The organism is Terriglobales bacterium (genome assembly GCA_035454605.1).
Taxonomy (GTDB): domain Bacteria; phylum Acidobacteriota; class Terriglobia; order Terriglobales; family Acidobacteriaceae; genus DATMAB01.
On the sequence record DATIGQ010000177.1, the window covers coordinates 1 to 13,417 of the forward strand.

Below are 13,417 nucleotides of genomic sequence, written 5' to 3' on the forward strand. Positions count from 1 at the left end.
ATCGGCGGCGTGGTGTACATCTGGGTTCCGCTGCCGGCGGGTGTGGCCCGCAGGGTGGGCGGACCCAGCACATCCGAGCCCATCACGGCGGTGCCCGCGAACATTTCCGGCTGCTCCAGCGCGCGCAGCATCTCGCCGGCCGTCTGGAATCGCAGGTCGCGGTTTTTCTCCAGCGCCCGCATCAGCACCGCAGATAGGCCGGGAGAAATCCCAAGGTCCGGGCGCACTTCGTGCGGCGCCCGGGGGACCGTCTGGATATGGTGCAGCAGCAGGCCCATGGGCGTGTCTGACTCGAAGGGCAGTTGTCCGGTCAGCATCTCGTAGAGCACAATGCCCAGCGAGTAGAGGTCGGAGCGGCCGTCGATGGCGTCGCCGCTCTTGCCCAGGGCCTGCTCCGGCGAAAGATACTGGGGCGTGCCCACCACCATGCCGGTCTTGGTGGCGGTGTATCCCGCGCCCACGTCCATCGCCCCTTCGCGCACCTTGGCGATGCCGAAGTCCAGCACCTTCACCGTCTCCGAGCCGTCCGGCTGCTTCACCAGCAGGATGTTGTCCGGCTTGATGTCGCGATGGGTGATGCCCAGGGCATGCGCGGCATCGAGCGCGGCGCACACCTGCCGGATGATGCCGAGCGCGCGCCCCGCCGGCATCGGGCCTTCCTGCTCGATCACCTTGCGAAGGTCGCGTCCCTGCACGAACTCCATCACGATGAACGGACGCCCATCGTCGGTGGTGTCCAGGTCGTCCACGCGCACCGCGTTCGGGTGTTGCAGCTTGCGGGTGACGATGGCTTCCGTCTTGAAGCGCCGCAGCAGGCTCTCGTCTTCCAGCAGGCGGCTCGAAACCACTTTGATGGCGCGGACTTCGTTAAAGGCGAGGTGCTTGGCGCGATACACCGAGCCCATCCCGCCCGCGCCGATCTTCTCCACGATCTCGTACTTGCCGCGGATCACCATGCCCTGCATCAGCTCGGAGGTCTGGCGCAGCGCGGTGCTGTCCTTGGGACAGGTGGTGAATTCGTTGGGATAGGTGCTGTGACAGCGGTCGCAGTATTTCACGCCCACGCCCTCATGCCGCTTCTCTCAACCCAGGTGGCTCACGGAAGTAGTGCGAACTTCCGCCGCATCATACCTCGCTGCGCTCCCCTTGTCAGGCTTCGTTGACTCGCCGCCGAGCGCGACATAACATGCCCGACTCGGAGATTTCTCTTGCTCGGTGAAACCATCTCGCATTACCGCATCCTGGAGCAGCTGGGAGGCGGCGGCATGGGCGTGGTGTTCAAGGCCGAGGACACCAAGCTCGGCCGCAAGGTGGCGCTCAAGTTCCTGCCGGAAGGTCTCTCCCAGGACGCACTGGCGCTGGAACGCCTGCGGCGCGAAGCCCGCACCGCTTCCGCCCTCAACCATCCCCACATCTGCACCATCTACGACATCGATGAGCACCAGGGCCGCCACTTCATCGCCATGGAATATTTGGAGGGCGAAACGCTGAAGTACCGCATCGTCGGCCGCCCCCTGAAGACCGAGCAGATTCTCGAGTACGGCCTGCAGATCGCCGACGCCCTGGACGCCGCCCACGCCGAAGGCGTCATCCATCGCGACATCAAGCCCGCCAACATCTTCATCACCAAGCGCGGCCACGCCAAGGTGCTGGACTTCGGCCTGGCCAAGCAGTCCACCGGCTCGCAGCCGTCCGCATCCGGTGACATCTCGCGCGACGTCACCGCGGCTGCGCCCGAGCACCTCACCAGCCCCGGCGTGGCCATGGGGACGGTCGCTTACATGTCCCCCGAGCAGGCGCTGGGCGAGTCCCTCGACGGCCGCACCGATTTGTTCTCCTTCGGCGTGGTGCTCTACGAGATGGCCACCGGCATGATGCCCTTCCGCGGCGATACCACCGCCGCGCTCTTCGACGCCATCCTGCACAAGCCTCCTCCGTCGCTCGCCCGCATCAACCCCGACCTGCCCGCCGAGCTGGAGCACATCATCAGCAAGGCGCTGGAGAAAGACCGTGAGGTGCGTTACCAGTCGGCGGCCGATTTGCGCGCCGACCTGAAGCGCCTCAAGCGCGACACCGACTCCGGCCGCGTAGCCTCCCTCAGCGGCGAGGTTCCGGTTACCGGCGGCGTCGCCTCTGCGGCGGCCACCGGCGGAACCACCTCTGCGACCGCTGCCGCCCCCGCCCCGGAAGCGAGGCCCACGGGCAGCTCACGGGTCGTCGCCGCCGCCAAGCAGAACTGGAAGTGGCTGAGTGCGGGTGCGCTGGCCGTGGTCGCGGTGGCCGCGGGCTGGCTGCTCCTCTCGCCGCGCCGCTCCCCGGCGCTCACCGAGCGTGACACCATCCTGCTCGCCGACTTCGTCAACACTACCGGCGACGCCGTCTTTGACGACACTCTCAAGCAGGCGCTGGCCGTGCAGCTCGGCCAGTCGCCCTATCTCAACATCCTCCCTGAGCAGCGGATTCGCGAAGCGTTGGGCCTGATGGGACGTCCGCCGGAAGAGCGAGTGACGGCCAGCCTGGCCCGGGATATCTGTCAGCGCCAGGGTGGCAAGGCCATTCTCGCCGGTTCCATCGCCAGCCTGGGATCCAACTACGCCATCGCGCTCGACGCCCAGAACTGCCAGACCGGCGAATCGCTCGCCCGCGAGCAGGTCGAAGCCGCCGGCAAGGAACAGGTGCTCAGTGCGCTGGGCAAGGCAGCCTCGCGGATGCGGGAAAAGCTGGGTGAATCGCTCAACTCCATCCGCCGGCTGGACACACCCATCGAGGACGCCACCACTCCGTCGCTCGAGGCTCTGAAGGCCTTTAGCCTGGGTCAGCAGACGCGCGCTACGAGTGAGCTGGATGCTGTCCCTTTCTTCAAGCGGGCCATCGAGCTCGATCCCAACTTCGCCCTGGCATACGCCCGCCTGGGTACGGTTTACGGCAACTTGGGCGAGAGCGATCTCTCCGAGATCTACCGCAAGAAAGCCTTCGAGCTCCGTGATCGCGTGAGCGAGCAAGAGAAGCTGTACATCACCGCCCACTACTACGCCTCCGTTACCGGCGAGTTGCGGAAGGCCATGGAGACCTACGAGCTTTGGGAGCGGCTGTATCCCCGCGACTACACTCCCTCCAACAATCTGTCCATCTTCTACCTCCAACTCGGCCAGTATGACAGGGCGGTCGAGGAGGCCAGAAAAGCCAACGAGGTCAACCCAACCCATCCCTTTCCCCTGCTGCAGCTTTCCCAGGCTTACGCCTCTTTGGGGCGCTTCGATGAGGCCAAGGCGATCCTGCAGAAGATGCTGACGCAAGACAAGGATGCGCCCTATGCCCACTTCGGGCTTTATTTCGCTGCGTTCCTGGAAGGCGACGCCGCAGGCATGCAGCGCGAGGTAGAGGGGGCCCGTGGCAAGCCATTCGAGGCCGACATGCTAGGCTTCGAAGCTGCAACGGCGGCCTACTACGGCCGCATGGCCCGCGCGCGCGACCTCGCGCGTCGCAGCGTCGAAGCCCTCGCGCGACGCGGCACAAGAGGCGCCGGCGCGCAGACACTCTTCTCTCTAGCCGCTGCGGAGGCTGTCTACGGCAACCACGACCGGGCCCGTAGACTGGTGCAACAGGGCCTGGAGATGGAACGCGGACGCAACGCCTTCCCGGTTGCCATCCTCGCCTTGAGCGGCGATCTTGCTCGTGCCCAGACCCTGGTGGATGACCTGGCCCGGCGCTATCCGCAAGACACCGTCTTGAACCAGATGGACGTCCCACGGGTGCGCGCCATCATCGAGCTGCGCCGCAACAACCCCGCGCGCATGATCGAGCTTTTGGAGTCCGCGCGGCCGTACGAGGGCGCAGACCCCAGCGTGAACTATCTGCGCGGTGACGCCTACCTGAAGTTGGGGAAGGGAGCGGAGGCAGCTGCGGAGTTCCAGCAGGCGCTCAAGAAGGTGAACTCGAACTTCCCGGCGGACCCGTCCCTAGTCTCGGCCCGGGTCGGTCTGGCCCGTGCCTACGCTCTGCAAGGCGACGCCTCTGCGGCCCGCAAGGCCTACCAGGACTTCTTCGCCCTCTGGAAAGATGCCGACCCCGACCTCCCCATTCTCAAAGAAGCCAAAGCCGAATACGCCAAATTGCAATGAAGGGTTTTTTCGGAGGGGCACAGCTTTAGCTGTGCCGAAAGGACTCTTTCAACGAGCGGGCTCTAGCCCCTGAGGTGGGAAAATCGATTCTGTACGGGACCGGCGCGAAGGGTCCGATCGCGCACCTCAGCCAAGGAGAATGTCATGAAAGCGCTTGCCCTCTTCCTGCTCGGTGTTTCTTTGCTCACGCCGGTGGCCGCGAGCCAGTCGGCGCAACCGCCGCAAGTGCAGAAGGCTTCACCCGGCAACCCCGACTCCGCCACCTGCGGCGCCCACGCTACCCCGGAGCAGCTCGAAGCCTCGCGCTCCGACCTGAAGAAAATGCGTTCGCTGCTCGCCCAGATGCAGACCAATCTCGCCTTCGTGCAGAACGCGCCCACGCCGCTCAAGCACCAGTTCGAGCTGGAGATCGACATGTGGCGCACGCTGCTCGAGCACATGGAGCGTCACATGGGCGCCGTCGCTCCCGAGGATCCGCGCAGCGAGCGCCCCTAGGGCCGCGATGGATGCATGGTAGAATCCTGCCGCGATGATCGAGCTGGCGCCCTCCATCCTGTCGGCCGACTTCGCCCGGCTGGGCGAGCAGGCTCGCGCCGCCATTGAAGGCGGCGCCACCCTGCTGCACGTGGACGTGATGGACGGCCATTTCGTTCCCAATATCACCATCGGCCCGCCGGTGGTGGCTTCGCTGCGCAAGGCCACCGACGTCCCGCTCGACGTCCACCTGATGATCGAGAACGCCGACCAGTTCATTCCCGCATTTGCGGACGCCGGCGCCGACTGGATCTCCGTCCATCAGGAAGCCTGCCGCCACCTGCACCGCACCCTGGAGATGATTCGCAGCCGCGACGTTTCTCCCGGCGTGGTCCTGAACCCGGCCACTCCGGTGGAAACCCTCGCCGACGTGCTCGATGCCGTGGATTTCGTGCTGGTCATGTCGGTGAATCCGGGCTTCGGCGGCCAGAAGTTCATCCCCGGCTCGCTGGAGAAGATCCGCAAGCTGGCCGCGCAGCGTACGGCGCGCGGAGCAAATTTCCGCATTGAAGTGGATGGCGGCATAGCGGCGGATACCATCGCGGACGTGGTCCGTGCCGGCGCCGAGATCCTGGTGGCCGGCAACGCCGTCTTCGGCAAGGGCGACCCCAAGAAGAACGTGCAGGACCTGCTGAAACTGGCCCGTGAAGCCACCCTGCAGCGTGTCTGATGGTCCCAGGAATTCCTCCTTCCCACTGGCAGTGGCGCTGCGCCGAAGGTAAACTATTGGCTCTGAGCACCGTGACCCTCCGATTCTTTCCAGGTGGTGTGTGGATGATGCTTCGTCGAACTTTGAGCGCGCTTCTTCTGGCGGCGCTGGTGATGTCGTTTGCCGCCTGCAGCAACAAGACCAAGAACCCGCTGGCCGACCTGGATTCCAAGCAGCCCGACAAGGTCCTGTTCGACCGTGCCATGGCCGCCCTGCAGAAGAACAAGTTCGACGTCGCGCGCCTCACTTTGCAGACCCTGATCAACACCTATCCCGAATCCGAGTACGTAGCCCGCGCCAAGCTGGCGGTGGGCGACGCCTGGTACCAGGAAGGCGGCTCCGCGGCGCTCGCCCAGGCCGAGATCGAATACAAGGACTTCATCACCTTCTTCCCCAACATGCCGGAGGCTGCGGAAGCCCAGCTTAAGGTGGCCGACATCCACTACCGGCAGATGGCCAAGCCCGACCGCGACTTCACCCACGCCAAGCGCGCCGAGGAAGAGTACAAGCAGCTCTTGCTGCAGTTCCCGGACAGCGACCAGGAGCGCATCCTGGCCCCAGCGCGCGAGCGCCTGCTGCAGGTGCAGGAAGTGCTGGCCGAGCGCGAGTTCCGCATCGGCTGGTTCTATTTCAAGACGCGCGAGTCGTATGCTGCGGCCGTCGCGCGCCTGCAATCGCTGGTGGATACCTATCCGCTCTATAGCGGCGCCTCCGAGGCCCTGTACATCCTCGGCACCGCCTACGAGCGCCAGGTGGAGATGGCCCGCGCCAGCGGCTTCAACGAGCTGGCCAAGTCCCGGCTTATTCAGCAGTACACCGACAAAGCCGCCGAGGCCTACTCCCGCATCCTCACCCGCTACCCGGTGACCGAGCGCGTCGAGGACGCCAAGGAGCGGCTGGCCGAGATGAAGCGGCCCATCCCCGAGCCTACGCCCGAGGCGCTTGCACTGAACAAGGCGGAAGAAGAGAGCCGCGGCCGCACCGGCATGGTCGGACGCTTCTTCGGCAACCTGCGTAGCAGCCCGGACATGGCCCGCGCCACCAAGGTCGGAGAACCCACCATGGTGGAACCGGCCCTCACCAGCGCGCCGGAGATCATCCGCGCCACCACCCGCACCATCGAGGAGGCCTCGTCCACCGGAACCGGCACCGTCTCCGCCGAGGTCGTGCGCAGCGGCGCGCCCCCGGCCAACGATCCTGTGCCCTCCTCGCAGCCGCGCATCAACGACTCCACTCAGCCCGCGGAGGGCGCGAGCGTAGCTCCAGAGGCGCCCCCGCAGATCAACTATGCCAACACCGACCAGGTGGCGGGCGAGAATGCTCCCGCCAAGGCCGAAGCTGGCAAGGACGGCCAGGACGAGGATAAGGACAAGAAGGACGACGACGACTCGTTCTCCACCAGCAAGAAGAAGAAGAAGAAGGGTCTGCGCAAGATCGTTCCGTTTTAGTCGGGCCTCGTGATCCACGTTGGCCCCGAATTCACCGAGCTGCTGGAGCGCCGTCCGCTCATCGGTGTTGGCATCGGCCTCTTCGGCATCGGCCTCATGCTGTGGATGACGCTGGCCCTCGCCTCCGAGTATCGGACTCGCCAGGACACTCCCCTTCCCGTTTCCATGGCCGCTGTTGCTTCGCTCCGCGAGGATAGCTTTGTCCAGCTTCGCGACGGAGACTGGCACTGCGATCAGCGGGTCGAACTCGAGCACTCCTGGCAGGAGCGGCTGATCTTCGGCCGCGTCTCCCGCACCGTAGTCCCCGTCACCGGCTCGCAAGCGGACCCGGTCCTGCTGGTGCGCTTTCCGGGCGAGATCGATTGCCCCGGCCGGCGCGCTCAGCCCGCCGTGGGCCTGGTCCGGCGCGATTCCCACGCCGTTCCCTATCGCCTCCAGGATCAGTATCCAGGAGCCGCGTTCGTCTTGCTGGACGTGGCCGGCGAGCCTGAGCGAGAAAGGCTGTATATCGCCGGCGGCGCCGCCTTCACCATCCTCATGCTGTGGTTCACACTCCACTACCTGCGCAAGTACCTAGGCCAGCGCACTAGCCACTGACCACTAGCGACTGCCCTCCTCGTCCCGCACGGAAGTTCTAGTACCTTCCTTGGTTGACTTGTGCCGCAGGACACAGTAACTTTCTCTCCTTCCATCGGGGAAACTTCCGTGGCGCTGAAGATTCTGCTCGCCGACGACAGCATGACCGCTCAGAAGATGGGCGAGAAGATCCTTGAGGAGGCAGGCTATGAGGTGGTGGCCGTCTCCAACGGCGCTGCCGCTACCAAGAAGATCGCCTCCGAGAAGCCCGACCTCATCATCCTCGACATCTTCATGCCCGGCTACACCGGCCTGGAGATCTGCCAGCGCGTGAAAGGCGACCCGGCCACCGCCAAAATCCCGGTGGTGCTCACCGTGGGCCAGGTGGAGCCCTACAACCCCGAGGACGCGGAGAAGGTCAAGGCCGATGGCGTCATCGTCAAGCCCTTCGTGCCCACCGACCTGGTCGCTGCCATCAAGAAGATCGAGGAGAAGCTGGCTGCCGCAGCCGCGCCTCCTCCGCCTCCTGTCGAGACCGTGGAAATTGCCGCGCCCGCCGTCTCCGAGTTCCCCGACGCCTCCTACCAGGAGTGGAAGGAGGCGGCGGATGAACATCCGGTAGAGGAAGCGCCGCGTCGCGCCGAAGTCAGTGTCCCCGACGAAATGGCCGCTTCGCCGGCCTTCGGCCTCGACATGTTCGGGGAAGAGCCGGCGCCTGCCCCACCGCCTCCCCCGCCCGCAGCCCCACCCAAGCCCGCGGCCTCACACGCCACCGACTCCATGGTCGAGTTCACTTCCGCCCCCCAGGCCGGCGAAGTCGCCCACGCCATAGATCCCGCTCTGGTCACCGACGCCAGTGAAATGGCCACCGCCTTCCCCACCAAGTTCGGCGTGGAAGGCGCCGAGGTCATGCCGGGCGGCTTCACTCCAGAAATGATGGAAGCCGCCGAGCCCGCCGAAGCTGCGCCAGTCGCCGAACCCGAAACTCTGCCGGAACCCGAGCCCGTCCCGCTTCCGGTTGCCGTTCAGGCTGCGCCCAGTGCGGAAGAAACCTTGCAGATTGCGCGCGAGATGCAGGCCGCCGTCGCCGACATGCCGGTGGAGCCCGTCCCGGTCGAAGAACCGCCCGCGCCGGAACCCGAGTCGGAGCCTGCACCGGTGGCCGCCGCTCCCGCGCCCGTCGCCGAAACCCACTCCGATTTCGAACTGGCCGCCGCCATGGCCGCTGCCGTCGGCGCTACCGCCGAGCCCGCAGTTGCGGCTCCGGCCGCTGCTGCCACTACCTCGCTCGACGCCAACACCATCGCCATGATCGTCCACAAGGTGACCGAGCGCATGAAGCCCCAGCTCATCGAAGAGATCGCCCGCGAACTCGCCGCCGAAGCCGAACGCACACGCCGCTAGTTTGTCCCACAGGCCCACGGCCCCAACGCCGATTTCGCGCAGAGCGACTAAAAGCGGTGGAACCGAGTGCCCGCGCCTGCGCGTATCAGTATGTGTCGCTCACAACTGAGAGGAATCTGCGCATATGGACTCGAAGATCGCCCGCGATGTCTATTTCCTCAAGTGCTATGCCGGGGTGCTGACGATTGTCTGCGGCGTCCTGCTGTTGACTGGCTTCCGGTCCAACCACAGGAAGGTCTTTGCCGAGATCGATGTCGAGCGCATCAATGTCGTAGAGCCGGACGGCAAGGTCGACTTGGTCATCACCAATGCGAGTCGCTTTCCGCCTCCGATACTCAATGGACGGACCATGAAGCGCAGTGGCGAATCAGGCCACGGCGTGCCCGGGCTCGTTTTCTATAACAGGGAAGGCAACGAGCAGGGCGGCCTCGTATGGAGCGGGCGCTCCCGAGATGGCAAGTACACTGCCGGTGCCATGCTTGCCTTCGATCAATTCAACCACGACCAGACGGTCGCCATTTCCTATGACGACGACAATGGTCTACGTTCGGCCGGCATGAAGGTATGGGACCATCCCGACGATTCGTTGGCCGACTTGTACGACAGATCCGAAGAAGTTCAGAAAATGGAGCCCGGCCCGAAACGTGATGCCGCCGCGAAAAAGCTGAGCGAGGACTGGGGGGCGCAGCGCGTGTTTCTGGGCAAACAATCTGACAGATCAGCGGTTCTGCTGCTTGCCGACGCAAAGGGAAGAGCTCGAATCAAGATGACCGTCGACGCAGCCGGTAATCCCAAGGTCGAATTATTGGATGAGAACGGCAAGACAACCTATAGCCTGCCGCCACCCGACCCTGATGGGAGATCCCGCGCGGGTTCTGAGTGAGCTGTGCGCGGGCAGCCTTTGCGCTCGTATCTGCACGGCGCGGTACTCCGGCGGTACACTAAGCCCTGTGCCAACCTCAGCGCCTTCGACAAGTGACATTGAGCGACATCGCGCCGCCCTGACCCGGTACATCCGTTATTTGGTTCGGGATGCTGCTGAGGCCGAAGACCTGGCGCAGGAAGCCCTCATTCGTGCACACCAGCAACTGGGGACGTTGCGAGACGCCGAAGCTCTGGAGAGCTGGCTCTATCAGATCGCGACTCACGTAAGTATCGACCGCATGCGGCAGCGGGCGAAGTCTGTGGAGCGGCACGTGGACGAACCGGTCGAGGAACTGCCGATCCCCGACCAGGCCCAGCCCTCCCCTCTCGCCGTCGTCCAGCAGGATGAAATGAGCTCATGTGTCCAACGGTATGTCGGCAAGCTGCCCGATACGTACAAGGCGGTCCTCTTGCTGCATGACGCCGATGGGCTTACGGCTAACGAAATCGGTCACCTGCTGCAACTGCCGCTGACCACCGTCAAAATGCGGCTCCACCGCGCTCGCCGACAACTGCAAACGGCCTTGAATGACGCTTGCGAGTTCGGACGCGACGAGCGCGGTGTCTTTGTTTGTGAGCCGAAACCCGAAGACCGCTGAGGTTTCACTCGCACCCGCAAGCGCCCACCGCAGCTTCCGCCGGCTTCGCCTGCTCCAGGGTTCTGCGGCCGGCTGCCAGTGGTTTCTCCATACGTGCCACCACCTCGGCTCCCAGCTTCTCAGCAACGCACGGCCGTTTCTGCATATCGGCGAGGATCCGCAGCGTTTCATCCACATCCTGCCACGGGCTCCCTTGTGTCAGGGCCTGAGTGACCATCTTTTCGGCGCAGGGCTCGCACCCGCCCACAACCACCACAGCGATGGGAATCAGGTTCTGAAGATTGCCTTTGGAACGAACATTTTCCATGGATCCCTCCTGGAGCCGTATTTCCAGTGGCTCCATTGACAGGACGAAAGCGAAGCCGAAATGGATACACCGAGCGGTTCCGAGCGGCCTCATTGCCGTTATTCCTCCGCCATTTTCCGGAACCCCGGAGGCTAGGTTTGACCCTCATTTCTCCCCGCCTGTAATATCGTTACTTACTCCTTCGTTTTCATATCTCAAGCGGAATGTCCCACAATCTGCCCAAGGCCTATGAACCGGGCGCTATTGAAGCGCGCTGGGCCGATTTCTGGGTAAAAGAAAAGCTCTTCTCGGTCGCGACGCCGGCGCCCGGCTCGCCGGAGACCGCGCGCCCCGTCTTCTCGCTCCTGATTCCGCCGCCCAACGTCACCGGCCGCCTGCACATGGGCCACATGCTCAACCACACCCAGATGGACATCATCGTCCGCTGGCACCGCATGCGCGGCTATCTGACCGTGTGGCTCCCGGGCACCGACCACGCCGGCATCGCGACGCAAATGATGGTAGAGCGCCAGCTTGCCTCCGAGGGCGCGGATCGCCGCCAGATCGGCCGCGAAGCCTTTCTCGAGCGTGTGTGGAAGTGGAAGGAAGAATACGGCGGCGCCATCCTCGAGCAGATGAAGCGCCTGGGCGATTCCGTGGATTGGGACCGCCTCTACTTCACCATGGACCCGGGCCTCTCCCGCGCCGTGGTCGAAGTTTTCGTCCGCCTCTATGAAGAAGGACTGATCTACCGCGGTCAGTACATTGTGAACTGGTGCCCGCGCTGCATGACCGCCATCTCCGACCTCGAGGTGGCCCACGAAGAAGTGACGGGGAAGCTCTACCACATCCGCTATCCCGTGCTGGGCAGCGAGGAGTTCATCACCGTGGCCACCACCCGCCCGGAAACCATGCTGGGCGACGTGGCCGTAGCCGTTCATCCCACCGACGAACGCTACAAGCACCTGCACTCGAAGATGGTGCGCTTGCCGCTGATGAATCGCGACATCCCGGTCATCGTCGATGAACTCGCCAACCCCGAGTTCGGCACCGGCGCCGTCAAAGTCACTCCGGCGCACGATCCCAACGATTTCCAGGCCGGGCTGCGCCACCTGCTGCCGCAAATCAACGTCATGGATGAGACCGGCCACATGAACGAGAGCGCCGGCCGCTATGCCGGGCTGGACCGCTTCGCCGCGCGCGCTCGCATCCTGGAGGACCTGGAGAACGAAGGCCTGCTGGCCGAGGTGAAGGACCACGTCATCGCGCTGGGCAAGTGCGACCGCTGCCGCACCATCGTCGAGCCGCGGCTCTCCACCCAGTGGTTCGTCAAGGTGAAGCCGCTCGCCGACCGCGCCATCCAGGCGGTCGAACAGGGCGAAGTTTCCTTCACCCCGGAGCGCTACAAGCAGGAATATCTCACCTGGATGTACAACATTCACGACTGGTGCATCTCGCGCCAACTGTGGTGGGGACACCGCATCCCGGCGTGGCATTGCCCGGAATGCAGGACCATCCTGGTGGCCCGCCAGGCGCCGCCCAAGTGCTCCGGCTGCGGCGGCGTTGACCTGGAGCAGGACCCCGACGTGCTCGACACCTGGTTCTCCTCCGGCCTGCTGCCCTTCACCACCCTGGGCTGGCCGGAGAAGACCCGCGACCAGGAGGTGTTCTATCCCACCTCGTTGCTCATCACGGCCTACGAGATCCTGTTCTTCTGGGTGGCGCGCATGATCATGATGGGCTGCCACTTCATGCGTGACCACGCCCGCAGCAGCGTGCCCTTCCGCCACGTTTACATCCATGCGCTGGTGCGCGACGCCGAGCGTCAGAAGATGTCCAAGACCAAGGGCAACACGCTCGATCCCATCGAGATCATCGAAAAGTACGGGACCGACGCGGTGCGCTTCACGCTCGCCGCCATGGCCGCGCCCGGCACCGACATCGCCTTCAACGAAAAGCGCACCGACGGCTATCGCAAGTTCGCCAACAAGATCTGGAACGCCGCCCGCTTCATCTTCCTCAATGTGGATCGCGCCCAGCAAAGCGGCCTCTGGTCTTTGGCGGAATCCCAGGCCACGGGCGAAGCGGCTCCCGCTCCCAGGACGCTCGAAGACCGCTGGATCCATTCCCGCTTCCACCGCGTCACCCAGGAAGTGAATGCGGCGCTCGAGACCTATCGTTTCCACGAGGCGGCGCACCAGGTCTACGGCTTTTTCTGGCACGAGTTCTGCGACTGGTATATCGAGATCGTGAAGCTGCGCCTGGATGGCGGCTCCGTTGAGGGCACGCGCGCGGCCTTCGCTCATCTGCTCAGCCTGTTCGAGGCCGCCCTCCGCCTGCTCTCGCCCTTCATGCCCTTCCTCACCGAGGAAGTCTGGCACACGCTCTATGACGGCAAGCCGCCACAGAAATCCATTGCGCTGGCTCCCTATCCGCAAGCCGATCCGGGCCGCATCGACCTCGAAGCTGAGACCGGCATGGCCATCCTGCAGGACCTGATCGTGGCCGTGCGCGATATGCGCGCCGATCTCAAAGTGGAGCCCAGGACCGCCGTTCCCATCGAGGCCTTTGCCGAGCCCGACATCCGTCGCCTCATCGAAGAGAACCGGGAAGCGGTGGAGAAGCTGGCCGCGGTCGCTGGCATCACCTTCGTCGAGCGTTCCCTGGCCGGAACGCCCGGGGCGCGCTCGTCGGCGCGCTTCGACGTGCGCGTCATCTTCGAGAAGAAGGTCGACCTTTCGGCCGAGCGCCAGCGCCTGCAGAAGGAAGCGGCCAAGCTGGAAGGCGAGATCGCCAGCGCGCAACGTCAGCTCGGC

The 13,417-nt window shown here is 64.6% G+C and carries 11 protein-coding genes; 9 read left to right on the forward strand and 2 right to left on the reverse strand.

Annotated elements, in window-relative coordinates; translation table 11 throughout:
* The coding region (locus VLE48_12685) for a serine/threonine-protein kinase (GenBank protein HSA93861.1) at positions 1 to 1,064 on the reverse strand (1,064 nt) is incomplete at its 3' end.
* A 144-nt stretch (positions 1,065 to 1,208) separates the two neighbouring features.
* Here VLE48_12685 and VLE48_12690 point away from each other — a divergent pair.
* The 8 genes from VLE48_12690 (at position 1,209) to VLE48_12725 (ending at position 10,315) form a co-directional block, all read left to right on the forward strand.
* The gene (locus tag VLE48_12690) at positions 1,209 to 4,121 is read left to right on the forward strand and encodes a protein kinase (protein HSA93862.1); all 2,913 of its coding nucleotides are present in this window, start codon (positions 1,209 to 1,211) and stop codon (positions 4,119 to 4,121) included.
* A gap of 144 nt (positions 4,122 to 4,265) precedes the next feature.
* Complete coding sequence (locus VLE48_12695; protein HSA93863.1) at positions 4,266 to 4,616, forward strand: hypothetical protein; 351 nt, start codon at positions 4,266 to 4,268, stop codon at positions 4,614 to 4,616.
* 34 nt (positions 4,617 to 4,650) lie between these two features.
* Complete coding sequence (rpe, locus tag VLE48_12700) at positions 4,651 to 5,325, forward strand: ribulose-phosphate 3-epimerase (GenBank protein ID HSA93864.1); 675 nt, start codon at positions 4,651 to 4,653, stop codon at positions 5,323 to 5,325.
* A 104-nt stretch (positions 5,326 to 5,429) separates the two neighbouring features.
* A complete protein-coding gene (bamD, locus tag VLE48_12705; protein HSA93865.1) occupies positions 5,430 to 6,812 on the forward strand; it encodes an outer membrane protein assembly factor BamD in 1,383 nt (460 codons plus the stop codon).
* Between the two features lie 9 nt (positions 6,813 to 6,821).
* Positions 6,822 to 7,409, forward strand: coding sequence for a hypothetical protein (locus tag VLE48_12710; GenBank protein HSA93866.1), 588 nt, complete (start codon positions 6,822 to 6,824; stop codon positions 7,407 to 7,409).
* 108 nt (positions 7,410 to 7,517) lie between these two features.
* Complete coding sequence (locus VLE48_12715) at positions 7,518 to 8,792, forward strand: response regulator (GenBank protein HSA93867.1); 1,275 nt, start codon at positions 7,518 to 7,520, stop codon at positions 8,790 to 8,792.
* A 124-nt stretch (positions 8,793 to 8,916) separates the two neighbouring features.
* The gene (locus VLE48_12720) at positions 8,917 to 9,675 is read left to right on the forward strand and encodes a hypothetical protein (protein ID HSA93868.1); all 759 of its coding nucleotides are present in this window, start codon (positions 8,917 to 8,919) and stop codon (positions 9,673 to 9,675) included.
* A gap of 67 nt (positions 9,676 to 9,742) precedes the next feature.
* Positions 9,743 to 10,315: an RNA polymerase sigma factor gene (locus tag VLE48_12725; protein HSA93869.1), complete on the forward strand. Its 573-nt coding sequence runs from the start codon at positions 9,743 to 9,745 to the stop codon at positions 10,313 to 10,315.
* A 4-nt stretch (positions 10,316 to 10,319) separates the two neighbouring features.
* On the opposite strand, the gene VLE48_12730 is transcribed toward VLE48_12725, so the two are convergent.
* Complete coding sequence (locus VLE48_12730) at positions 10,320 to 10,622, reverse strand: hypothetical protein (GenBank protein HSA93870.1); 303 nt, start codon at positions 10,620 to 10,622, stop codon at positions 10,320 to 10,322.
* A 203-nt stretch (positions 10,623 to 10,825) separates the two neighbouring features.
* On the opposite strand from VLE48_12730, the gene VLE48_12735 reads away from it, so the two are divergent.
* Positions 10,826 to 13,417 (forward strand): valine--tRNA ligase (locus VLE48_12735; protein ID HSA93871.1); only part of this gene is annotated, 2,592 nt, incomplete at its 3' end.

Bases quoted from the DNA above. Each gene is read 5' to 3' on its own strand.
- bamD (HSA93865.1), top strand. From the start codon at position 5,430: ATGATGCTTCGTCGAACTTTGAGCGCGCTTCTTCTGGCGGCGCTGGTG.
- VLE48_12730 (HSA93870.1), bottom strand. From the start codon at position 10,622: ATGGAAAATGTTCGTTCCAAAGGCAATCTTCAGAACCTGATTCCCATC.
- VLE48_12695 (HSA93863.1), top strand. From the start codon at position 4,266: ATGAAAGCGCTTGCCCTCTTCCTGCTCGGTGTTTCTTTGCTCACGCCG.
- VLE48_12720 (HSA93868.1), top strand. From the start codon at position 8,917: ATGGACTCGAAGATCGCCCGCGATGTCTATTTCCTCAAGTGCTATGCC.
- rpe (HSA93864.1), top strand. From the start codon at position 4,651: ATGATCGAGCTGGCGCCCTCCATCCTGTCGGCCGACTTCGCCCGGCTG.